Origin of the sequence: Psychrobacter sp. TB55-MNA-CIBAN-0194 (assembly GCF_040309505.1) — a bacterium.
GTDB classification, from domain to species: Bacteria; Pseudomonadota; Gammaproteobacteria; order Pseudomonadales; family Moraxellaceae; genus Psychrobacter; species Psychrobacter fozii.
On record NZ_JBEOOW010000003.1, the window covers coordinates 171,144 to 192,013 of the forward strand.

20 protein-coding genes are annotated in these 20,870 nt (G+C 43.1%); 14 read left to right on the forward strand and 6 right to left on the reverse strand.

The genetic code is table 11. From position 1 onward, the window contains the following. Positions 1 to 185: 185 nt before the first annotated feature. On the reverse strand, positions 186 to 521 hold the full coding sequence (gene ppnP, locus AAEY75_RS05030; protein WP_197099558.1) for a pyrimidine/purine nucleoside phosphorylase: 336 nt from the start codon (positions 519 to 521) through the stop codon (positions 186 to 188). An 850-nt stretch (positions 522 to 1,371) separates the two neighbouring features. On the opposite strand from ppnP, the gene recN reads away from it, so the two are divergent. The 10 genes from recN to AAEY75_RS05080 all read left to right on the forward strand — a co-directional run bounded on the left by recN (position 1,372) and on the right by AAEY75_RS05080 (position 9,237). Then, entirely contained in the window at positions 1,372 to 3,051 is a 1,680-nt protein-coding gene (gene recN / locus AAEY75_RS05035) for a DNA repair protein RecN (RefSeq protein WP_352258811.1), read from the forward strand. Between the two features lie 118 nt (positions 3,052 to 3,169). After that, entirely contained in the window at positions 3,170 to 3,733 is a 564-nt protein-coding gene (locus tag AAEY75_RS05040) for a YqgE/AlgH family protein (protein ID WP_194196217.1), read from the forward strand. Positions 3,734 to 3,790: 57 nt separating this feature from the next. Next, complete coding sequence (gene ruvX / locus AAEY75_RS05045) at positions 3,791 to 4,327, forward strand: Holliday junction resolvase RuvX (RefSeq protein ID WP_201588965.1); 537 nt, start codon at positions 3,791 to 3,793, stop codon at positions 4,325 to 4,327. A 90-nt stretch (positions 4,328 to 4,417) separates the two neighbouring features. Further along, positions 4,418 to 4,933 (forward strand): hypothetical protein, encoded by a 516-nt coding sequence (locus tag AAEY75_RS05050; RefSeq protein ID WP_352258814.1) that lies wholly within the window; start codon positions 4,418 to 4,420, stop codon positions 4,931 to 4,933. 59 nt (positions 4,934 to 4,992) lie between these two features. Then, entirely contained in the window at positions 4,993 to 5,319 is a 327-nt protein-coding gene (gene tusA / locus AAEY75_RS05055; protein WP_197099552.1) for a sulfurtransferase TusA, read from the forward strand. An 87-nt stretch (positions 5,320 to 5,406) separates the two neighbouring features. Beyond that, the gene (locus AAEY75_RS05060) at positions 5,407 to 6,588 is read left to right on the forward strand and encodes a methyltransferase (RefSeq protein ID WP_352258816.1); all 1,182 of its coding nucleotides are present in this window, start codon (positions 5,407 to 5,409) and stop codon (positions 6,586 to 6,588) included. 24 nt (positions 6,589 to 6,612) lie between these two features. Then, positions 6,613 to 7,551, forward strand: a complete 939-nt coding sequence (gene xerD, locus AAEY75_RS05065) for a site-specific tyrosine recombinase XerD (protein WP_197099547.1) — start codon at positions 6,613 to 6,615, stop codon at positions 7,549 to 7,551. A gap of 24 nt (positions 7,552 to 7,575) precedes the next feature. Then, positions 7,576 to 8,037 carry a tetratricopeptide repeat protein gene (locus tag AAEY75_RS05070; protein ID WP_352258818.1) on the forward strand — a complete coding sequence of 154 codons (462 nt, stop codon included), beginning with the start codon at positions 7,576 to 7,578 and terminating at the stop codon, positions 8,035 to 8,037. A 27-nt stretch (positions 8,038 to 8,064) separates the two neighbouring features. Further along, positions 8,065 to 8,322 (forward strand): hypothetical protein, encoded by a 258-nt coding sequence (locus tag AAEY75_RS05075; protein ID WP_352258820.1) that lies wholly within the window; start codon positions 8,065 to 8,067, stop codon positions 8,320 to 8,322. Positions 8,323 to 8,628: 306 nt separating this feature from the next. Beyond that, positions 8,629 to 9,237 (forward strand): class I SAM-dependent methyltransferase, encoded by a 609-nt coding sequence (locus AAEY75_RS05080; protein WP_352258822.1) that lies wholly within the window; start codon positions 8,629 to 8,631, stop codon positions 9,235 to 9,237. A 79-nt stretch (positions 9,238 to 9,316) separates the two neighbouring features. Here AAEY75_RS05080 and lptG read toward each other — a convergent pair whose 3' ends face one another. Next, the gene (gene lptG, locus AAEY75_RS05085; protein WP_352258824.1) at positions 9,317 to 10,573 is read right to left on the reverse strand and encodes an LPS export ABC transporter permease LptG; all 1,257 of its coding nucleotides are present in this window, start codon (positions 10,571 to 10,573) and stop codon (positions 9,317 to 9,319) included. Next, complete coding sequence (locus AAEY75_RS05090; protein WP_352258826.1) at positions 10,573 to 11,844, reverse strand: LPS export ABC transporter permease LptF; 1,272 nt, start codon at positions 11,842 to 11,844, stop codon at positions 10,573 to 10,575. The genes lptG and AAEY75_RS05090 overlap by 1 nt, the downstream gene beginning before the upstream one ends. Before the next feature lie 544 nt (positions 11,845 to 12,388). Between AAEY75_RS05090 and AAEY75_RS05095 the strand changes: the two genes are divergently transcribed. The 4 genes from AAEY75_RS05095 (at position 12,389) to sstT (ending at position 17,126) form a co-directional block, all read left to right on the forward strand. Then, positions 12,389 to 13,006 (forward strand): cysteine hydrolase family protein, encoded by a 618-nt coding sequence (locus AAEY75_RS05095; RefSeq protein WP_352258828.1) that lies wholly within the window; start codon positions 12,389 to 12,391, stop codon positions 13,004 to 13,006. A gap of 409 nt (positions 13,007 to 13,415) precedes the next feature. Next, a complete protein-coding gene (locus AAEY75_RS05100; protein ID WP_352258830.1) occupies positions 13,416 to 15,062 on the forward strand; it encodes a leucyl aminopeptidase in 1,647 nt (548 codons plus the stop codon). A gap of 35 nt (positions 15,063 to 15,097) precedes the next feature. Further along, a complete protein-coding gene (locus AAEY75_RS05105) occupies positions 15,098 to 15,598 on the forward strand; it encodes a DNA polymerase III subunit chi (RefSeq protein WP_352258832.1) in 501 nt (166 codons plus the stop codon). A 325-nt stretch (positions 15,599 to 15,923) separates the two neighbouring features. Beyond that, positions 15,924 to 17,126, forward strand: a complete 1,203-nt coding sequence (sstT, locus tag AAEY75_RS05110) for a serine/threonine transporter SstT (protein WP_201549701.1) — start codon at positions 15,924 to 15,926, stop codon at positions 17,124 to 17,126. A 74-nt stretch (positions 17,127 to 17,200) separates the two neighbouring features. Here the strand turns inward: sstT and AAEY75_RS05115 are convergent, their stop codons facing one another. From AAEY75_RS05115 to AAEY75_RS05125, 3 genes are all read right to left on the reverse strand, one after another. Continuing rightward, a complete protein-coding gene (locus AAEY75_RS05115) occupies positions 17,201 to 17,524 on the reverse strand; it encodes a chaperone modulator CbpM (protein WP_352258834.1) in 324 nt (107 codons plus the stop codon). 117 nt (positions 17,525 to 17,641) lie between these two features. Beyond that, positions 17,642 to 18,643, reverse strand: coding sequence for a DnaJ C-terminal domain-containing protein (locus AAEY75_RS05120; RefSeq protein ID WP_352258836.1), 1,002 nt, complete (start codon positions 18,641 to 18,643; stop codon positions 17,642 to 17,644). Positions 18,644 to 18,794: 151 nt separating this feature from the next. Next, positions 18,795 to 20,867: an Lnb N-terminal periplasmic domain-containing protein gene (locus AAEY75_RS05125; RefSeq protein WP_352258838.1), complete on the reverse strand. Its 2,073-nt coding sequence runs from the start codon at positions 20,865 to 20,867 to the stop codon at positions 18,795 to 18,797. Between the last annotated feature and the right edge of the window lie 3 nt (positions 20,868 to 20,870).

A 20,870-nucleotide genomic window follows, 5' to 3' on the forward strand; every position in this document is an offset into this window, starting at 1 on the left:
AAGAATAGAGAGATGATTGTAGCAAGTCATTGTGAATAAAGGGGTGTGACAATTGAAAAAGAAATAAACAATGCCAATTCAGTATTGTTTATTTCTTTTGAATGAGAAGTGCTTGGCATGGTAAATGATAGGCCACTAAACTATGATTGTAAGCGGCTGATTTCGATCAAAACCTGCCAATCAAATTAGCCTTCTAGGTGACAAACATACTGTACGATTTCTTCGGTACGTAAGTTAAAACCACTATTGCCTTCAACCACGAATGACTGACCTGCACGATAGTAACTGAACTCTTCTTCACCATTTGTTTTGACTTCACACTCACCGCTGATGATTTCGATACGCTCAGAGGTATTGGTGCTAAAGTGATAGTGCTCGACCAAGTTATCACAAGGCAAGATAACGCCCAATGTCTTATGTCGACCATCTTCGAACATAATAGTGTGGCTAGAACAACGACCATCATAAGATATCGTTGCTTGAGCATTGACTGTTACATTAGTAAATTGCGCCGCTGTCATAGTGGCTTCCTTATCAAATAATTATTGCAAAACTAAAAAATAAGTAACTGGGTAGAGTACCGTGAAAGTGTATATTTTAGAAAATATAGATTCTAATTTGTGTTTTCTATTGTTCTAGAACCTGTGCTCTAGCTGTGGGCGCATGCTTTACAAAGACGATATAGACTCATAGCTGAGATTCTTACCTTTAGCACTATACCCGCTTAATTTGAAAGTATTGTGACTCGTTGTCATGTAACATGAGGCATGAAAGCTAGCCAGTAAGAGTTTATCATTATGTTAGATTATGCTACCACATTATATCTATAAAGTTTGTTAAAGCGGTTAGGAAAATTTTATCTAATGCCCATTCTAGAATGTCTTTGCAGCTGAATATTTAATGCTAATATATCACTGGAATTTGATTAACTTATTCAATTTATAGCTAATATTGGTCATCGAATAACAACGACGAACCATTAGCTTTTACAAGTTTTTTAATAATATTTTTCCTTCAATTTATTGTATTCATTACTATTAAAATTTGTATTTGACCACATTTAACACCATAATATTTGCTAATTATCGTTATATAGCTAGGGCGTGTCTTCAATTCACTCGATATTCATCTAAATGGGCTAAAAATGGCTAAATCTTGCCAAACTACGTCAAATAGCTAGTTAGTATCCCGATATTATCGGCACTATTTTTCTTGTTTGACAGCAATTTATCTCACTTTTATCACCATTTTTAAAATGAAGATACGCCCTAGTGTTAGTACCTGAACGATTTCACTTTCTTATTAATCCTATTTTAGATATGGCTTTACTGTTTTATAAGTGAAGCTCATTGTCTATCATGAGAGGCGTTGATGCTAGTATCATTAACTTTACATCAGTTTGCGTTGATCGCTCAGCATGAGCTGAGTGTGGCTGAAGGCTTCAATGTCATCACTGGCGAGACTGGAGCTGGCAAGTCGCTCTTACTTGATGCGTTATCACTGTGTGCTGGTGAGCGTGCAGACAGTGCCATGGTCAGACATGGTGCTGCACATGCAGATATTTATGCGCAGTTTGATGTAGAAGGCAATAACGTCATTGCTGACTGGTTCGCTAAAAACGATAGAGCACTAGAAGAGCCGGAAGTATTGATTCGCCGTCAGCTAAGTAACAACGGCCGCTCAAAGGCATGGTTAAATGGTGTACCAGTCAGTTTGGCCGAGCTGAAAAGCCTCGGTACGTTATTGGTCAATATCCATAGTCAACATGCTCAGCAAGCATTGCTTAAACCACAGTTTGTGGTGAAATGGTTGGACGAGATGGCGCAAATCACACCTCTAGCCTTACAAACAGCCAGCAGCTATCAAACCTATCAGCAGCTCAAACGCCGCGCTGATGATATCGCTAGTCGTGAAGCTCAACGTCAAGACCGTATTCAACTTTTGCAAAGCCAACTAGCAGACATTGCCCCATTACTAGCCGTCGATTATGCAGAGGTCGAAGCAGAGCATGAAGAGCTGTCTAATATAGAAGCACTGATGCAAGAGGCCAGCCACGGTTTACATTTGCTCGATAATGATACGGATGAGCCAGATGTTATGACCTTGCTTGGGCAAGCTATTAAGCTCTGTGACAATCAAATGAGCGTCAGCCAAACCTTTGAGCAAGCGTCTGAACAGCTACATTTAGCGCAGCAGCAAATCACCGAAGTAACTGGCTTATTATCAGATTATGCAGAGCAACAACTGCCTGATCCTGAGCGCTTGCAAACACTAGACAGTCTTATCAGCTTAGGACATCGTTTATCACGAAAGCACAGCTTGCCAGCTGGTGATTTAATCGAGGAAGCAAAAGGCTGGGAGATACAATTAGAACAATTGGAAAATGAGCCAAGTAGCGATGCAATGGCGGCACAAATTGAACAGGCTTGGCAAGAATATCTAACACTAGCCACTCAGTTAAATAAAGAACGCACTAAAGCTGCACCAATTGTCAGTAAGCAATTGATCAAACAATTACAACCACTTGCCCTACCCAATGCCCGCTGTGAGTTTGTTTTTACCAAAAAAGCAGATCCTAGCCAGTATAGTGCACAAGGTTGTTTTGATATTGATCTGTTATTTAGCGCCAACGTCGGTATGCCAATGCAGCCACTGCACAAGATTGCGTCAGGTGGCGAGCTGTCGCGGATGGCACTGGTCATGCAAGTATTGCAAGCCACCAATGCGGACAATAATGCTGCCAAGCCAATGCTAGTATTTGATGAAGTTGATGTCGGTATCAGTGGAGGCACGGCGCAAGTTGTCGGTGAGTTACTACGTGAGCTTGGCCGTACGCAGCAATTATTGGCTATTACTCACCAAGCACAAGTGGCAGCGCAAGCGCATCAGCATATCTTGGTACAAAAACACCATCAGGAGCAGACTGAAAGTGAGCTGTTAATATTGACCGATAGTGCACAGGTCGATGAGCTGGCACGCATGTCCGGTGGTGTGATTATTACTGACGTCACCCGTGACCATGCTCGTAGTTTATTGACGGATGTTAAGTAAACGTTAAGGGTTTATCATTAACCTCGCATCACGGCTAAATATTTGCTTTAGTTGATTTTTTACTCACTATCGCCATATAGTGGTCTTTCATCTTTATTATTAGGTTTTGCTTGTCTCTATGTCTAAAACCAATTTGACTCATCATTTCTTAATCGCGGCGCCAGAGCTGTCAGACCCAAGGTTTGAGCAGGCGCTAATTTATATCTGCCGTCATGATAAGCACGGTGCACTCGGCCTGGTCATCAATCGTCCATTAGAGCAATCACATGTGGGTAAGCTGCTAGAAGATTTAGATATTGAGGTGACTGATCCGCAGGTGATGGAAGATTTGGCATTAGAGGGCGGCCCTATGTATCCGGAGGTTGGTTTTGTTCTGCATACTGGTCAGCCAGAATGGGCGTCTTCTTTTGCTATCTCAGAGAATGTCTGCATCACGACCAGTCAAGATATCCTTAAGCGTATCGCCGCAGGTCAAGGTGTGGGTCATTATCAGCTGTGCTTGGGTCATGCCAGCTGGGGCAAAAAACAGCTAGACCAAGAACTGAATAATGGTGATTGGTTGGTCTGCCCTGCGGATCTAAATTTATTGTTCGATACGCCATTTGAAGAGCGCTGGCAAATAGCCGCTGATAAAATCGGGATCAACTTTGATTACCTAAGCAGTGATATCGGTCACGCTTAACCTCAGATGTTCCATGAATGCAGAAATAAAAAATCAAAACAGGATACATCCGTTACTATGGTAGATAGCACTCTTATAACAGATAGCACCAATGCAATAGAGACTGATACTGGCGTTGCTGAAGCGACCGTTAAGCCACATCTTGTCTTAGCCTTGGACTATGGCGTCAAAAAAATGGGGATGGCGCTTGGTAATACCATTACCGAGACAGCGCGTGCCTTTGATATTTTAGCGATGAATAATGGTCAACCTGACTGGGATAATCTACTCGGTATTATTAAGGTGTGGGGCGTGTCAAAGGTGGTCGTTGGCCTACCGCTTAATATGGATGGTAGTAGCTCGATGCTGTCTAAGCGTGCGCATAAATTCGCTCGTCGCCTAGCGCATAGAGTTATGGAGCAGCATTTGCCAGTGGTCGTGTCACTCTGTGATGAACGCCTGACTTCAGTCGCAGCACGAGAAATCGCTTGGGACAATGGTTGGATTAAGAATGAGCGCGACCCTATTGATGATATTTCTGCTTGTATCCTGATGTCGACGTACTTTGCTGATCCGAATAGCAGTATCGCCATCGATGCAATCAAAGCAGATTAGCTTAGCAACCAGCTTGTCACTCCTATTCCAATAATTTCTGCTATATAGTGGATTGACCATATCATCTAAACGGATAAATGACTGATTATTATGACTACTGTTTCAGACCAATCCACGCAAAATAAATCGCAACATGGTTTTTCTCCGCTTGCCATTGCCCGCATTAAAGGCGCACAGCGTGCAAACCAAGTCGCAATTTATCTTATTTATGCTGCTATCTTTGCGTTCATGGTCTTTGGCACCATTGCTAGTATTAAAGCATTTCATGACAATCAACTGCTTTACCAATTGTTCTACAACTTGCCATACGCCTTGGTTGCGCTCACGATTCCCATTACGCTTTATGATGCCTTAGTCGTTTATCGTTATCGTTTAAACCAATCTTCGATGATTGCCATGAGTATCGGTATATCGACCATCATATTAATTGGTGGTCTATTATTCGCTGACACTGCATGGTTAGGGTTGTCCTGTTGGTTGGGTGTGGCATTTTTATTCAAAGTGAGCTTTAAGCGCTTTTTTAACTTTTTAGAAGTGGCTGATTTGCCTGATACTGACGAAGTGCTAGAGACAGAGATTGTAGAAAAATCAGAAAGCATATCCTAATAAGCACATCAACAAACTATCCATTATCAAACTTATCTCTTAGGTTTATTAAAACAATTATGACAACTTCAATAACAGATATTTCTATCAGCCATCATCTGGACACGCAGGGGCTTATTTGCCCTGAGCCTGTGATGATGCTACATCGAGTCATTCGCAAAGCAGACAGTGGCGAGGTGATTGAAATATTGGCGACTGATCCTGCCACCACGCGCGATATTCCTAATTTCTGTCGTCATTTGGGTCACGAACTATTGGCTCAAGAGACGCTGGCTGAGAACGTGAGCTTAGATACTGACCCTGATGAAATCAAGGTCGATAGTGATGATACTGCACCTATGAGCGTGACGCTTTATCGCTATTTGGTTAAGAAAAAAAGCGCTTAAAAACGTTCAACAACTTTAGAACACTAATAATATAAAGATATCTTTGCTTTGTACGAGATATATCTTTCACAAAAGGTAGGCTACTACGTGTTACAAACAGAAAAGCAGTATGTACAATGGCAAGAAAACGAAACTATACGTAATGCTCTTTGGTTGTCTGAAAGCAATCATATGCCACCTGCGCGCATTGTATTGGTCGATGATACAACGACCGCAGATGATGCTTACCGTTTAGCTTGCGAAGGCACATCACTGCTATGGCGCGGTGATTTCCATAATGCACGGCAATTGCTACAAGCACTTGGTCGTCGCATAGATCGCACGAATGAACGATCTGAACAGCGTAAGATTAAGAAAGCGGCGAATAAACCTAACACAGCAAAGGTTAAAGGCATTCCCAACTTATTTCATCAGCAGCGTCAACTTCAAGCTCAGCGCTCACGCATATTGAGCCGTTTGCTGCTAGAGCTTGATGCCAGTTACGTCAGCCAACTACGCCGCGCCCCTGATGTCAGTGCGGCCTGTACAGCAGCGTTTGGTGAAATTGATGAGCCATGCGTATTATCATTTCGTGATATGCAAGGCGCACTTGGCGCGGCAGGATGGCGCGAAAAAGGCGTCCCAATAGACAGCTTAGGGTTATCGATTTTCCCGCATTATGGTGTGTTTGCACCAACCCGTCATGAGTATGTGCAGCTATTGCTCGATGCACAGCTACCAGCGATCCATGATGTCGCCTATGACATCGGTACTGGCACGGGTTTATTGGCCATTATCTTAGCGCAGCGCGGCATCCCACAAGTGATTGCCACTGACTTAAATCCGCGTTCTTTGGCCTGTGCTAGCGAAAACTTTGCGCGTTTGACGTTATCTAACGTACAGTTACAGCAAGCGGATTTGTATCCAACTGATGCACCACTCGCTAACCTCATTGTCTGCAATCCTCCTTGGTTACCTACTAAGCCAAGCTCACCTCTCGAATATGCAGTCTATGATGCCAATAGCGCGATGTTGCGTGGGGTGTTGCAGGGGGCTAAACAGCACTTAGCTGAGCATGGAGAACTATGGTTGATAATGTCGGACTTAGCTGAGCATTTACAGCTACGAACTCGTGATGAATTATTAAACTTGTTTGCCGATGCTGGATTGGCAGTAAAATACCGTCTCGATACAAAACCGAAGCATGGTCGCAGTCAAGATGATACCGACCCGCTACATGTCGCACGCAGTACTGAAGTTACCTCGTTATGGTGTTTAACGCTTATCTAACAGTCAACCATCGAGTATTGAATTATGAGTCGTGATCGTGCCGTGCAACAGCGCCAACCTAAGGCGCTGGCAGTAGATGACGAACCCAGTTATATGACTGAGTTTCGTCAAGCCATGCTGGCGCGCGGTCTAGCGACACGTACTCGTAACGCTTATGTCCGCGACCTGCGCTCCTGCGAGCTGACCAATCCTATTGCCCTGACACGCTGGCAGCCTGATGACGTGCTGCACTGCTTATCAACGCTTACTCAAGAAGGCAAAACCCCACGTACCCAAGCACGCATGCTCTCAAGCTTGCGTCAGTTTTATCTGTGGATGATTGCCAGTAATCTGCGTGAAGACAATCCTTGCGAGCGTATCAAAAGCCCAAAGCTAGGACGTCCTTTGCCTAAAGATTTAGCCGAGGCAGATGTCGATAATCTACTTGCCTCACCTGATACCAGCACTGCGCTAGGACTGCGTGATAAAGCCATGCTAGAGGTGCTATATGCCTGTGGTCTACGTGTGAGCGAGTTGATTAATCTCTCATTAGAGCAAGTAAATCTAAACGCTGGCTGGCTACAAATTACGGGGAAAGGCAATAAAACACGACTGGTGCCATTAGGCGAATATGCAAACGATGCGCTAGAAGATTATTTAACGCATGCTCGTGGTGATTTGATTGCGCATTTGAAATCAGGAAATTGCCAAGCGGTATTTTTGACCGCACAAGGTGGCTATATGACGCGGCAAAACTTTTGGTATTTGCTCAAAAAGTACGCCAAGGTTGCCAGTATAGATAAAGAGTTATCACCGCATACACTGCGTCACGCTTTTGCCACGCATTTACTGAATCATGGTGCAGACTTGCGTAGCGTGCAGTTATTGCTTGGGCATAGTGATTTATCAACGACGCAAATCTATACTCACGTGGCGACGGCGAGATTGCAGAAATTACATGCGGAGCATCATCCGAGGGGATAGAATTGAGACTGAGAGATAAAATTTATGACCAATAATAACAATCAAAGTTTTGTCAGAAAGATTACTGAACACTTTAAAAACTTGGATTTTGAAACTGGTTACAATATGTTGAAAAATTCAAATTTGCCAGCTATCGCTATTTTAGAATGCCAAGGAAATGCTGAGTTTTATAAGAAGAACTATCAAGACGCTTTTGCACTCTACGGTCAGGCGAATGAAATAGACAGTAGCTATCGCATAGCCAGAGATTGTTATCTGTGGGCTTCGAATTTTTTCGCTCAAGGTGATTTGGTTCAAGCTTTTGAATACTATCAAGAATCAATTGATATAGAGCCTGATTTTGTGGACGCCTATATCGATTTAGGGGCTTTAATGGCGGACATAGGAGAGTTTTCTTCTGCGAGAAAATGTTATGAAGATGCTCTGACTATAGATCCAAATGATTCTAATATAAGAAAGAGCTTAGACTCCTTAAAAAACATGTGAAGCTAAAAGAAAGATTGAGATTATAAAATGAGTCACTATCGAGAAGTAATTATCGAGACTTACGAAAATATCAAAGGTGGTTCATCAAAAAGAATTAGAGCTCGTCCAATCGAAGGACAAGGACTTGATACGAATATGAACGTCGAGTGTTCGTTAAAAATGAGAAAGTCTTACCCTGTAGGTACTAAGTTCTTATTACAGGCAAAAGTAACAGAAAAAGAAGGCGGTAAACCCTTTCTATACGCTCACTATGATGCCGAATACAAAGTAATTAAAGGTGATTAATTACTCCATAGTAATAAGAGTATAGATATCAGTACATCTATGGCAAAATCCACGCTCATAAACCAAAACTACTATATGGCTTATTATCCACACTAAATTTTTTTCGATTAAAGTATAACTAGCACTATTAATAGTCATCTTGCTAGCATCAAGGTAGATACAAGTAAGAAACGCGATTAGCGTTATAAAACGTCAATAATCCTTAGCTGCAATCTCTTTTAATTCTCGCTACAATACGCGTATGATGTGCACGCTGTATAACTGAGCAACGCACTGCCTTTTACTTATCCATTATCTGAGAATCTCATGAGCCATAGACCACCTGCTGACCTATTAAAAAACGCCCAACACTGGCGCGAAGACATTAACTTTCGCCAAAATGTACTTGGCAAACCGTTTGACTTTTCGACCACATGGGGTATTTTTTCACCACAAAAGCTTGATGATGGTAGCTTGATGCTGCTTGATTATATTGACTTTGAAGCTGACGATGATTCTATCGACTTAGGTTGCGGCTATGGTGTGCTTGGTATGACAGCAGCGCGTGAGTGTCCAAATGGTCTGCATACGTTAATTGATAAAGACTTTATGGCAGTAGAATATGCGCGCCGTAACTGTGAGAAAAATGGTTTGAAAAATGTCGATGTACATTTATCAAATGGCTTTAACCATGTGGCAAAAGACAAAGACTTTAGCTTGGTGATGTCAAACTTGCCGGCCAAAGTGGGTAAAGAGCAGCATTATTTGTACTTCCTCGATGCCTATGCACGCATGCGTAAAGGCGGCCGTTTTTATGTAGTGACCATCAATGGTTTGCGCCAGTTTGTGAAGCGCTCGTTTACCGAGGTATTTGGCAACAGCGATAAGGTCAAACAAGGTAAAACATATACCATTACCATGGCAACTAAAGACTAAATTTCTGAAAGTGATACAAATAAGAAGCCCGCTAAAACAATATGTTTTAGCGGGCTTCTTTATGGCAAATGATATCTGGCTACATCTGCCGTTTGAGCAAATAGCCACCCAATATCGCACTAGCGATGATCGGTAGTAGCACCATCAATAATGGCGAAAACCCAGTCGCGAGCGAGACAAAACCAACCAAATCTTGCACGTAACTAAACAGCAAACCAAACAATAACGCCACTACGATACGCAAGCCTAAGCTATGTGTACGCAATGAGCCAAAGACGAATGAGCAAGCGACGATCACCAATGACAGAATAGACAACGGTGATAACAGCTTTTGCCAAAATGCCAGCTCATGACTTAAGGAACGTGTGCCTTGCTGGCCCATAAACTGACGATGTTCATACAGCTGAGTCAGAGATAAATCCTCTGCCTTACGAGTGAGCAAATACACTGACTCAGGAGCAAACGGCAGACTTAAAGTATCTGACGGTGAGATGGCTTGACTGCTATCAAAACCCTGACCGATATTCAGTTTGGTCATATTATTCAGCTGCCACTCGTAACGATACTGCTCGCTTGGTTCATCAGTAGTGGTGTCAAGTGGTTCACGACCAATATACTTTCCATCTTCCGCATGAACAGCCGTTTGCAAGCTACCATTATTATCCAAATGCCAGCGTTTTACTTCACCGATATTGCCTTGTACATCAGCATAATCAATATACAGAACGTCGCTACCATCAGGTGTCGTGCCGCCATCCTCTGCGCGCGCAAACCGTGGCTGCACTGTCCAGTAGCCACGTACCGATGTGACCAACGAACGGCTATCTGCATCGTTGATCTCTTTTGCCAATTGATTAGAAGAAGGTAAGACAAACTGATTGATCGCCAATGCAATTAACACAAAAATCATTGCAGGCTGTAGCACCCAACCGACAATGCGATATACACTCACCCCAGCGGCACGCATCACTACCAGCTCGCTTTTGTTGGCGAGTAAGCCCAAGCCTACCACGGCACCAAGTAACGCACCCGTTGGAATAAACTGCTCTAAGAAGTAAGGCGAGCGATAAAAAATATATTTAATCGCCTGACCCATCGTGTAACTGTCATCTAGTGAATCAAGCTCTGACAAATAAGAGAATACTAGCTGCAAAGCCCACAGACCTAAAACTGCGCCGATAATCGCGAGCAACGCATTAAGTTTGACGTAGCGACTAAGAACTTTTAGATTGGCAGGTCTTTTGGCAAACTTAGCTTTAGGGTTTTGAGAGCCAGTGTTTGGAGATTTAGTATTTTGAGATTTAGCATCCTGAGGTTTAGAGAATAAAGCACTCATTAAGGTTGCCCTCCTTGTGAGCCATTGCTCTGACTGTCGATAACCGTTAGTGGCTCACTCTCTTGTTTGCGAAAGCGTAATCGATGCTGCACGCGGCTGCCCCAGTTCATATAAAGCGCTAGTGCCATAAACCCAAGCACCAACCATGCATTAGCCCACACACTCACACTGCCTTTACTCACGGCATTTTTGAGTGAAATAATACCCAGTGCACAGCTGACAAATAATAGAATTGAGGGGAACAGACGTAACCAGCGACCTTGACGCGGACGTACTTGCGCGAGTGGTACGGCCAGCATAGGCGCGATAATCATTAGCCACGGTAAGGCAAAACGATACCCAAGCTCACCTTGTGCTGCTCGTAGTGCATTGGTATTGCCCACTTGCCCGCTACCAGTCGCCGCCTGCCATAATGGGCCTATCTCTTGCGTTTCGATATTGTCTTCGGTTACCGCCTCTTTGGATGATTCAGTCAACGTGATGCGATAACGATCAAAGCCCACTTGATTGTATTTCAGACTGCCTGCACCAACTTCATAACGGCGACCTTGGAATAAATCCAACTGGGTCACGCCACTATCTCCCGTGTCTACTTGTTCAGCACGATTGGCGAGTGTGATGGTGTCTTTGCTAATATTAGCATTGATAACAGCGGCTGGCAGGTCTGGTATATCTAATGATTCTGCCGTTTCTGGATCGATACTGTTACTGGTATCAACCGCTGCCTTTTTAGCCACGCTACCCTTTGCTTCAGGTTCAGACTGAATAAGTATCACATTCTGTAATTGTTTTTTATCATCACTCAAGCTGCCGACATACAAATGATAATTGCCACTACTGATAAATTCATTCGGACGTATCAAATCAAAAGCACTGGTCAACGCTTGCTGCTGCCAAACACTCTCAGAAGAGCGTACGCCCCACGGTTTTCCGACAATTGAAAGCGCAGCTTCACCGACGAACAGTGCCAATATCAAGGGTGTTATCAAGCGGGCAAGCTTACCGCGCGAGACGCCACTGGCATTGATGACGGCCATTTCTTGATCGACGTACAAGCGTCCAAACACTAGCATGAGCGCGATAAAAAAGGCTAAAGGTAGAATCAACTCTAAAAAATACGGCAAATTATAACCAATAATGGTAAATAATAAGCTGATATCCAAGTTACCTTCTGCTGCAATGCCAAAGTAACGTATCAAACGACCACCGAGCATCATCACCACTAAAAACCCCAAGACCAGAGCAGTGGTTGAGGCAACTTGTTGGGTCATGTAGCGGCGTAATATCACAATAGGCACTCTTAAAAAAGGTTAGTATTCGCACTAATCAATTACACAATTATTGACAGAGTACTGACAAATTCAAGCGCGATAATTGAGTATTATAGGGACAGCACCGCTCAGTCAAAGACTTAAGCAGGTATAAAGATAACAGCGTCACTTGTTAGTGACACCCTATAAATACTGGCGATAAAGATAACCGCTAATGCTAGCATGTTTTGCCTAAAAATGGCGGTGAAATGTGTTTGGAAACATTACATTCCTATTGCTGATAGCCCATCCCCATTCAGTGGATGATAGACCATAAAGCAGTAAATGAATTATATATTCGTTATTAGTCATATTGACAGTGAGGCTTGTAGCAACGTTTAAGTTGACCATGCTTCTGTTGTGGCGTTTTTGCTTTATTTATTTTAGAAAGGTTTGTTTGTCATTCGTATCATGTCACACGGATGACTAAGATTAATTGCTAGACTGAATGACATCTGTTGAATATTCAAAAAATATGTTTATGCCATATGGAGAAACACAACTAATGAATAAAACCACGTCTATACCCTCTACCCTACTTGAGCTCGCAGGCGGCGCATTCGATACGCTTGATTGGTCCAATTGCGCTATCGTACTTATCGATTATCAAAACGAATATGTCGATGGCGCCATGCCATTAGGGCAAGCTGGCACCAAAGCCATCGCCAATGCGCGCTTACTGCTGGATAAAGCCCGTCAGCAAGATATTCCTGTCTTTCATATCATGCATCACGGTCCAGAAAATGGTAATGTCTTCGATCCTTTGTCACCCAACATCGAGATTGTCGAGCTATTAAAGCCGCATGATGGCGAAACAGTAATTGCCAAAAAGCATCCCAATTCTTTTCACGACACCCAGCTTCAAGCACTTATTACAGCGGCACAAAAAAAGCAAATTATCTTTGCTGGCTTTATGAGCCATATGTGTGTCAGCTCAACCGCCCGCGCCGCATTTGATTTGGGTTTTCAAAACTTTGTATGCCATGATGCCTGTGCCACTCGTGACCTACCTAGTGCCACAAAAGAAACGATAAGCGCCGACGTCATGCATGACACCGCCATGGCAGCACTACAAGATAGATTTGCCGCGATGGTAACGACTGATGAGCTGGTTAATGGTTAGGGCATATCCTCAATTCAAGCGATAGTCATCTAACTGGGTTAAAAATGGCTAAATCTTGCCAAACAGCGTCAAATAGTTGGTTAATATCTCGATATTATCTACACTATTTTTCTCGTTTGACGGCAATTTATCTCATTTTTATCTCCATTTTTGAAATGAGGACACACCCTAGTTAACTATTTTACCCAATATGACTCACCATAAACCATTCATACAGTATTAAATGATTGTGTAAATTGGTACAGCAGAATGGTTCAAACTCATTACCCAAGACTTGCTAACTGCGCACTGTCATCGCAATATGCTACACTATTGTGGTTGCTCGATAGACCAAATAATCTAATAATCTGACAGGTATAAGCAATCACACAAATCCTGCAATTTTCATAACTCTAATAAGGATAACTATATGAATATTAAATTATCTCAGCACCTACCAAAGACTCATACACAAAAAATTCTAAAAAAAGAAGCAAAGAGCAAAGATGAAGCTTGTCTGGTTGTTTTAGTCGATGACAAGAAAAACATCTTAGCTGAATCTGCTCTGACCGATTACACGGCACGTATTGAGCAATTGATTGACGTGTCACACTTTAAAGGTAAGGCTAGTGAAACTGTTGTTGACTACGCATTAGCAGGCGACAAAAAAACCACCAAGCAAAACCCTGTACAACTATTATTAGTCGGTGTGGGTAATACGGATAAGTTCAACAACACTGTTCTACAAAAAATTGCCAACACTATTTATAGCAGCACGCAAAAGCGTGTGTCTTCTATCACTGTCGCATTGGGTGATGCATTAGAAGAAAATCACTTCGGTCAATTTGCACTTAATCTATTGGCAGCGAGCTACCGCTTTGATAAATATAAATCTGAGCAAGCCACGCCAATACTAACTGATATCTACCTAGTTGCTGATGCTGCATTACAGCCTGCGCTAGCATTTGCACAGTCAGTATTTGCAGGTCAAAGCCTGACTCGCGATGTAGCCAATGAACCAGGTAACATTTGCTTCCCAGCTTACATGGCAGAAAAAGCCCAAGAGCTTGCAGCGACCTATCCTGACCTACTCACCGTTAAGGTACTGGGCGAAGATGAGATGTCAGCATTAGGCATGCATTGCTTCTTAGCAGTCGCACAAGGCTCTACCAAAGAAGGTAAGCTCGTACTCATGGAGTACCGTGGTAAGTCTAACTTCAGTAGTGATGCTGGCTCTGCCAAAGCAACAACTAACAGTGCTAAAGTCAGCGGCGGTCTAAAAGCATTGGCTGATAAATTGCCAACCAAAAAAGCGGCTAAAACCACCGATGCGAATGTGCAAGCAGCAAATGATGATGCTCCTATCGTATTGGTCGGTAAAGGCGTAACGTTTGATTCGGGCGGTATCTCTATCAAGCCTGGCGCGGCAATGGATGAGATGAAATTTGACATGGGTGGCTCAGCCTCAGTACTTGGCACAATCAAAGCCTTGTGTGAAGCGCGTCTACCAATCAACGTAGTCGGCGCACTAGCCTGTGCTGAAAACATGCCATCAGGTGATGCTACTCGCCCAGGTGATATCGTCAAAGCAATGAATGGTCTATCGGTTGAAATCTTGAATACTGATGCTGAAGGTCGTTTAGTATTGGCAGATACTTTATGCTACGTACAGCGTTATCAGCCAAAAGCCATTATTGATGTTGCAACCTTGACCGGCGCTTGTGTGGTTGCACTCGGTAGTGTTCGCTCGGCTGTCTTTAGTAATGATGAAGACGTATTGTTTGACTTAGAAAATGCCAGTAACTTATCAGGCGATCTCATCTGGCATATGCCGTTAGATGACGAGTATCAAGCGCAGCTAGAATCACCTATCGCTGATTTGCAAAACATCGGTGGTAAAGGTGCAGGTGCCGTCACTGCTGCTTGCTTCTTGTCTCGCTTTGTAGAAGAAGGTCAAGCATGGGCGCATTTAGACATCGCCGGTACCGCATGGAACTCAGGTAAAGACAAAGCTGCAACTGGTCGTCCAGTACCACTATTTATGCAATATCTAAAAAATAGCGCAGACATAATTTAGTCAATCAATGACAGTCAATTTATGAAAACAATTCTATGAAGATCAGCTTTTATGTATTAAGCGAGAGTAAAGCCCAAGATTTCTTGGGCTTTATTTGTCAATTGACCCAAACCGCGCTCAATAAAAGCACGCAGTCACTGCTGATTCTTGTCGAAGATGATGCGTTACTGTCGATGCTTGATGAGGCGCTATGGGCACAAGAGACCACGAGCTTTATCCCACATCAATGTCTTTTGGATACGGGTACGCAAGGTACTGACCCTGAAGGCACCGATGTGGATGCTGCTACTGCCAATACTGATAACGTATCGCTAGCACCTGTGCTACTTGGCAACTATATGCCAGCCGATTTTAAGGGAATCGTACTCAATACTACGATACGTCCTGTTAATACCTTTATGGCAGCGACCAGTAATGCCCAACCAACTCGAGTGCTTGAGCTGATAAAACCTGATGCGACTAGTGTTCAAGAAGGTCGTAATAAGTATAAAGCCTACCAACAATTAGGCTATGAGCTGACTCATTTCAAAGTTTAAGTTGCAGCCTGCACCATCACGTCTCTTTATGTCTCACGAAAAGTACGATTTCTCATCAGAGAATATTTGCCAATTTTTCTCATATTAAGTCTCTACCTTCATCTTACGCGCTTATACCGGTTCGTGGTAAAGGTAGGCTCTTATCTTAAAAAATGCTACCATCCTTCGATTAATTTTCTGTTTTCACTATAAACGTCTTATTTACAGTCAAATTATTTCAAAATGGCGACAAAGCAACCGAGCGGAAACTGCTTATTTTAAGCAAGATTAACGCGATAACCATTTATAAATAATTTGGAATATTGACTAAATCGAGGATGTATAGATGCGTTCACTAATTGCGATGTACCAGCGTATAGGGCTAGTGCCGCTCATTATTATTGGTTTAATTTTAGGGGTGTTGATTGGTTGGCTAGCACCAGGAATCGGTATTGCATTGGGATTATTGGGCACGCTGTTTGTAGGCGCGCTAAAAGCCGTTGCTCCGATACTGGTATTTGTTTTGGTCATGGCTGCTATCAGCCAACACCGTAGCGGCAACAAAGTTTATGTCAAACCTGTACTTATCATGTATATGTTCGGCACTTTTTTGGCTGCACTGACCGCGGTAGGTGCCAGCTTTTTATTCCCGACTAACTTAGTCTTGATAAATGCAACGATTGAGCAAGTACCACCAGCCAATTTAGAAGCCGTATTGACCAACTTACTGATGAACTTGGTGGCCAATCCTATTAATGCCATCGCTGAAGCCAATTATATTGGTATTCTGGCATGGGCCATCATCATTGGTTTTGCACTGCGTCAAGCCAGTGATACTGCCCGAACAGTAGTCAGTGATTTTTCTGATGCGATCTCGCAAGTGGTCAAATGGATCATTGCGCTAGCACCTTTCGGTATCTTAGGCTTGGTTGCCAATACTGTCGCTGAAACAGGCTTTGCTTCTTTGGCAGGTTATGCACGTATCTTGATGGTACTCATCGGCTGTATGCTATTTATTGCGTTGGTCGCCAACCCTCTTATCGTGCTAGTCAAAACAGGTAAAAACCCTTATCCGCTCGTATTCAGATGCCTACGTGAATCAGGCATTACGGCTTTCTTTACTCGCAGTTCAGCGGCCAACATTCCCGTTAACATGAACCTTGCGCGCAAACTGGGCCTGCACGAAGATACTTATTCTGTGACCATTCCACTAGGTGCTACTATTAATATGGCAGGTGCAGCGATTACGATTAACGTCTTAACGCTTGCAGCAGCACATACTTTAGGTATCGAAGTGAGCTTTGCATCAGCGTTGCTACTGAGTCTGGTCGCAACGATCAGTGCTTGCGGAGCCTCTGGTGTCGCCGGTGGTTCATTGCTACTGATTCCATTAGCTGCCAGCTTATTCAACATTCCAAACGATATCGCTATGCAAGTGGTTGCGATTGGCTTTATCATCGGGGTGATACAAGATTCGGCAGAAACAGCGCTGAACTCGTCAACGGATGTACTATTTACGGCAGCAGCTGATCCGACGTATTCTCGTTAATTTATAGAAAATAAAAAGGGCCCAATTTGTCATTGAGGCCCTTTTTTATTGGTTATTCTTTACTGCTAATTCGACTACTTTGGATGGTGAATATCCACTTCAATCACTGGTGCTTGTAGGTCTAGTTGGCGTTTTAATTGGCGTAATTGCTCCACCTCATCTAACAGCTCCAGTATCAAACCAATTGCAGGGACACTGGCTTCAAAGTCGCGGCTAAGTCGTGAAGCACGGCGCACAGTGGTCAGCTGATAACCAGTAAACTGCTCACGTTCTGGTACATCATATTCAATAATATTTTCTTCAATCAATTCGATGACCCATTGGCGCTCTTGGCCACAGGCAGATACTAGCTCATCTAAGCTCATGATAATATCGGTCAATTCAGGCGAGTGTTTCATAGCTATTATCCTCGTTTGCGCTTTATTTCATCGTTATCGTATGGTCTTCATCTCTGTTGCAGTGGTATCAGATTGTTATTAAGCACTGTTACTAAGCGCTATTACCAAGCATTGCCATTAGCGTTCTATACTCGTCTCAGCAAAGGCTTGTTTTAATTGCTCATAAGCTTGGCTAGCAGCCTCAGTATTGATATCAGGATTAATAATATTCAGGGTTAAATATAAATCACCCACTTGCTTGGCTGGAATACCTTTACCTTTTAATCGTAGATTGCTACCAGACTTACTGTTTTTAGGAACCGTCACACCAAGCTTACCTGCAGGCGTACTGACCGTTATTTTTTCGCCCAAAGCCGCTTCCCATGGCGCTATATTGACAGTCTGATAGACATCAGCACCTTCTATCCTGATATTGTCTGCATGCAAGATTTTGACTTTTAGAAATAAATCACCATTTTTACCACGACCAGCACCCGCAGCACCCTGTCCTGCTAGACGAATCTGCTTGCCATCAGTGATGCCTTTAGGAATTTTAATTTTGAGCGTCTTATTATCATAATCTACGCTGCCATTGGTCTGACGAACAGGTACGTTTAATTTGATACTGTAGTCGTCACCATTATAGACCGAGGCCAAATCAACCGTAATCTCTGCATGTTGGTCTTGACCTTTGCTATCTTGCGACCCAAAGCCGCCACGTTGTGATTGGCCACCAGCTTGCCCATCAGTCGAGCCACGCGCGCCATGACCAAATGCTGAAAAAATATCATCGAAGCGAAAACCACCATCACCATAGGCTTCACCATCACCGAACTGGTCTTTGACATCTTCCCAACGGAATCCGCCCTGACCACCACTTGTAGATTGACCACCGAAGCCGCCGGCACCAGCTTGACCTGCAAATGGATTATCTAACATGGCATCATATTCAGCACGTTTGTCTTTGTCTCTGATGGTCTCGTAGGCATTATTAATCTCCGCAATCTTGTTATCAGCATCTGGATGATCGCTGACATCAGGGTGATATTGACGAACGAGCTTACGGTATTTTTTTTTGATATCGGCGTCTGAGGCGTCTTTTTTGACCCCTAAAATGTCATAGTAGTTTTTCTCTGCCATGTTATTAGTCCTCAAAATAAAAGCATGTTGATGATACTGGTATGCCAATTTTAAACGGTATAGTGTGACAGCTTATTTGACTGCGACATATCAGGTTGTGGCTATGACCTAATTATAATAGCAATAATAAATAAAGACGGTCATATAAATATTACCAATAATGATGCCAAGCTATTGCAGCATTCAACGTATCTGAGTCGTCTAATATCACATCATTATCAGCCGTTACTGTGTCAGAGTACGTCACTATCAGTCTGGCATCGTTATTCTTCGATAACTGTTGGCGTACTGTGAATTTGGTCAAATCAATGGCATTACGCCCTTCTCGTTTGGAAGCAATGTAAGATAACTCAGCACTTCGACCATCACGTTTTGCACGTAAACCAAGCTCAATACCAACATCTGCGTGTTTGTCTTGGTCATGGACAGTCGCATTGACCATACCATAGCTAAGTAAGTGCTTGCCAAATTTGGCACCTGCACCAATGCCCGCTTGCGCATAAGGGCTATGGTGGTTACCCGTAAACCAATCGGTACGAGCGCCTGTTTTTAGTTGCCAAGACAGTTTAGGCTCACCTGATAACGGTTGTCTAAGATCTTCAATCTGTTGCATGTCTAAAAATACAAAATCCGTTAACGTCCATTGACGCTCATCAAAATTATAGCCCAATGAAGCCTTGACCGCTTCAAAACGTTTATCAATATCCGTATAGGCGTTGAGTGGGTCTTTTACAAATAGTGATAAACCAACTTCTGCCATCTCATCAGATAAAACGATTTTGGTCTGCGTGGTTTTGTTGCTCAATGCTGGAGACGCTTTATTCGGGACAGGCAGTTGAGCCAAACCATTGCTGGCTGGTAGTGTAAAACGCTGACTGAGCAGCACGCTTTTAAAGGCTTGCTGCTTCGGTGTATTGTCTTGTGATATTTTATAAGTACGATGCAAAATCAAGAAATCAAGCGCCAGTGCTTTGCTCTCTTCATCCAACGTAGCAAGCGGCGCAGTGTCCTCTGTACGAATGACAGCGTTTATAATGTCTTGTATTGGCTTTGAGAGCTGTACAAACTTCTCACGCAGCTGCGTTTGCTCAGACGGCAAATAACGTACCGAAGATACGAGTGACTCAGACTCAGTTTCGCCTTCATGCTCTAATAACTGATCGAATACATAATCTGGTGCATACCAAGGGCCTATTCGCTCAGTCGTTTTTACATCGCTTATCAGCTCAAGTATCTCGCCTGAACGATAACCACAGTTTTGCTTGATGAAGTAATAGTCAAAACGAGCGGATTTTGCTTCGTATAAATGGTAGTTCAATAATTGCGTATCGAATGTATCAAGATTGAGCACATACTCCCACATATCTCGTTGCTCATTCTTAGAGTATACCGCATCTTGTTTAAAGAACTCCGCCTCCGAAAACCCCGCATCATAAAGCCCAAAAAGCCCTTTAATAGCGTACATAGCGCCATTTTCATTTGCTGGAATGCGAGCACCAAAATTGTATGAACTGTTCAGCAAATCCTCGCTAGAAAGCTCTCTGACATCCTGTGCCATAGAATCTGCATCATCTATAGGTATATTGGTCTTGACCAGTACATGGCCGAATGAGGAGGCTGGATTTTTTAGGTAATTGCTCACCAAAATCAGGCTTATTTCTTGATTGGGATCTGGTAATTGTGAGCAATTTTTAAGATCGACATTCAATTCAGGTAGGTGATGAGTGAGCCATAAATATCTGGCTGGATATTTACAGACGACGCTTTCATCGTTACTTTGCTCTATCGTTGCCAAGAGCTCTGCATAAGGATCAAAATTGCGTTTCGAACGTGGCTTGGGGTTGGTTAAATAAAAATCTGGCGAGATAACTTCGGCCTTACCATTTTTGTAAAATAATAAATGCTGCCACTGAGGATGCTTCGCCAATGACTTTAGGGTTAAGGGATCGATAACAATATTTTTATTAGTGTTTGGTTTTTGCTCTTTTACTTGCTCTCGTACTTGCTCTCCTGCCAGTGGTTGTATGCTCTGCTCAAGACTTGACAAACTATTGAGTTCGCTGATAGCCAAATGCTCTTCAATAGCCGTATCAGTGTTAGAAGCAATCTTATTTTCCTTGCCTATCATTATTGGCTCTGACGTATAAGCATTTAACTCATCAACCTCTGCCGCACCAGCTGTCGTTGCCGCAAAACAAGCTACCCATAAAAATAATTTTTGCATTTT

Coding starts and splice junctions, on each gene's coding strand:
- ppnP (WP_197099558.1), bottom strand. CDS start 521: ATGACAGCGGCGCAATTTACTAATGTAACAGTCAATGCTCAAGCAACG.
- recN (WP_352258811.1), top strand. CDS start 1,372: ATGCTAGTATCATTAACTTTACATCAGTTTGCGTTGATCGCTCAGCAT.
- AAEY75_RS05040 (WP_194196217.1), top strand. CDS start 3,170: ATGTCTAAAACCAATTTGACTCATCATTTCTTAATCGCGGCGCCAGAG.
- ruvX (WP_201588965.1), top strand. CDS start 3,791: ATGGTAGATAGCACTCTTATAACAGATAGCACCAATGCAATAGAGACT.
- AAEY75_RS05050 (WP_352258814.1), top strand. CDS start 4,418: ATGACTACTGTTTCAGACCAATCCACGCAAAATAAATCGCAACATGGT.
- tusA (WP_197099552.1), top strand. CDS start 4,993: ATGACAACTTCAATAACAGATATTTCTATCAGCCATCATCTGGACACG.
- xerD (WP_197099547.1), top strand. CDS start 6,613: ATGAGTCGTGATCGTGCCGTGCAACAGCGCCAACCTAAGGCGCTGGCA.
- AAEY75_RS05070 (WP_352258818.1), top strand. CDS start 7,576: ATGACCAATAATAACAATCAAAGTTTTGTCAGAAAGATTACTGAACAC.
- AAEY75_RS05075 (WP_352258820.1), top strand. CDS start 8,065: ATGAGTCACTATCGAGAAGTAATTATCGAGACTTACGAAAATATCAAA.
- AAEY75_RS05080 (WP_352258822.1), top strand. CDS start 8,629: ATGAGCCATAGACCACCTGCTGACCTATTAAAAAACGCCCAACACTGG.
- lptG (WP_352258824.1), bottom strand. CDS start 10,573: ATGAGTGCTTTATTCTCTAAACCTCAGGATGCTAAATCTCAAAATACT.
- AAEY75_RS05090 (WP_352258826.1), bottom strand. CDS start 11,844: ATGACCCAACAAGTTGCCTCAACCACTGCTCTGGTCTTGGGGTTTTTA.
- AAEY75_RS05095 (WP_352258828.1), top strand. CDS start 12,389: ATGAATAAAACCACGTCTATACCCTCTACCCTACTTGAGCTCGCAGGC.
- AAEY75_RS05100 (WP_352258830.1), top strand. CDS start 13,416: ATGAATATTAAATTATCTCAGCACCTACCAAAGACTCATACACAAAAA.
- AAEY75_RS05105 (WP_352258832.1), top strand. CDS start 15,098: ATGAAGATCAGCTTTTATGTATTAAGCGAGAGTAAAGCCCAAGATTTC.
- sstT (WP_201549701.1), top strand. CDS start 15,924: ATGCGTTCACTAATTGCGATGTACCAGCGTATAGGGCTAGTGCCGCTC.
- AAEY75_RS05115 (WP_352258834.1), bottom strand. CDS start 17,524: ATGAAACACTCGCCTGAATTGACCGATATTATCATGAGCTTAGATGAG.
- AAEY75_RS05120 (WP_352258836.1), bottom strand. CDS start 18,643: ATGGCAGAGAAAAACTACTATGACATTTTAGGGGTCAAAAAAGACGCC.
- AAEY75_RS05125 (WP_352258838.1), bottom strand. CDS start 20,867: ATGCAAAAATTATTTTTATGGGTAGCTTGTTTTGCGGCAACGACAGCT.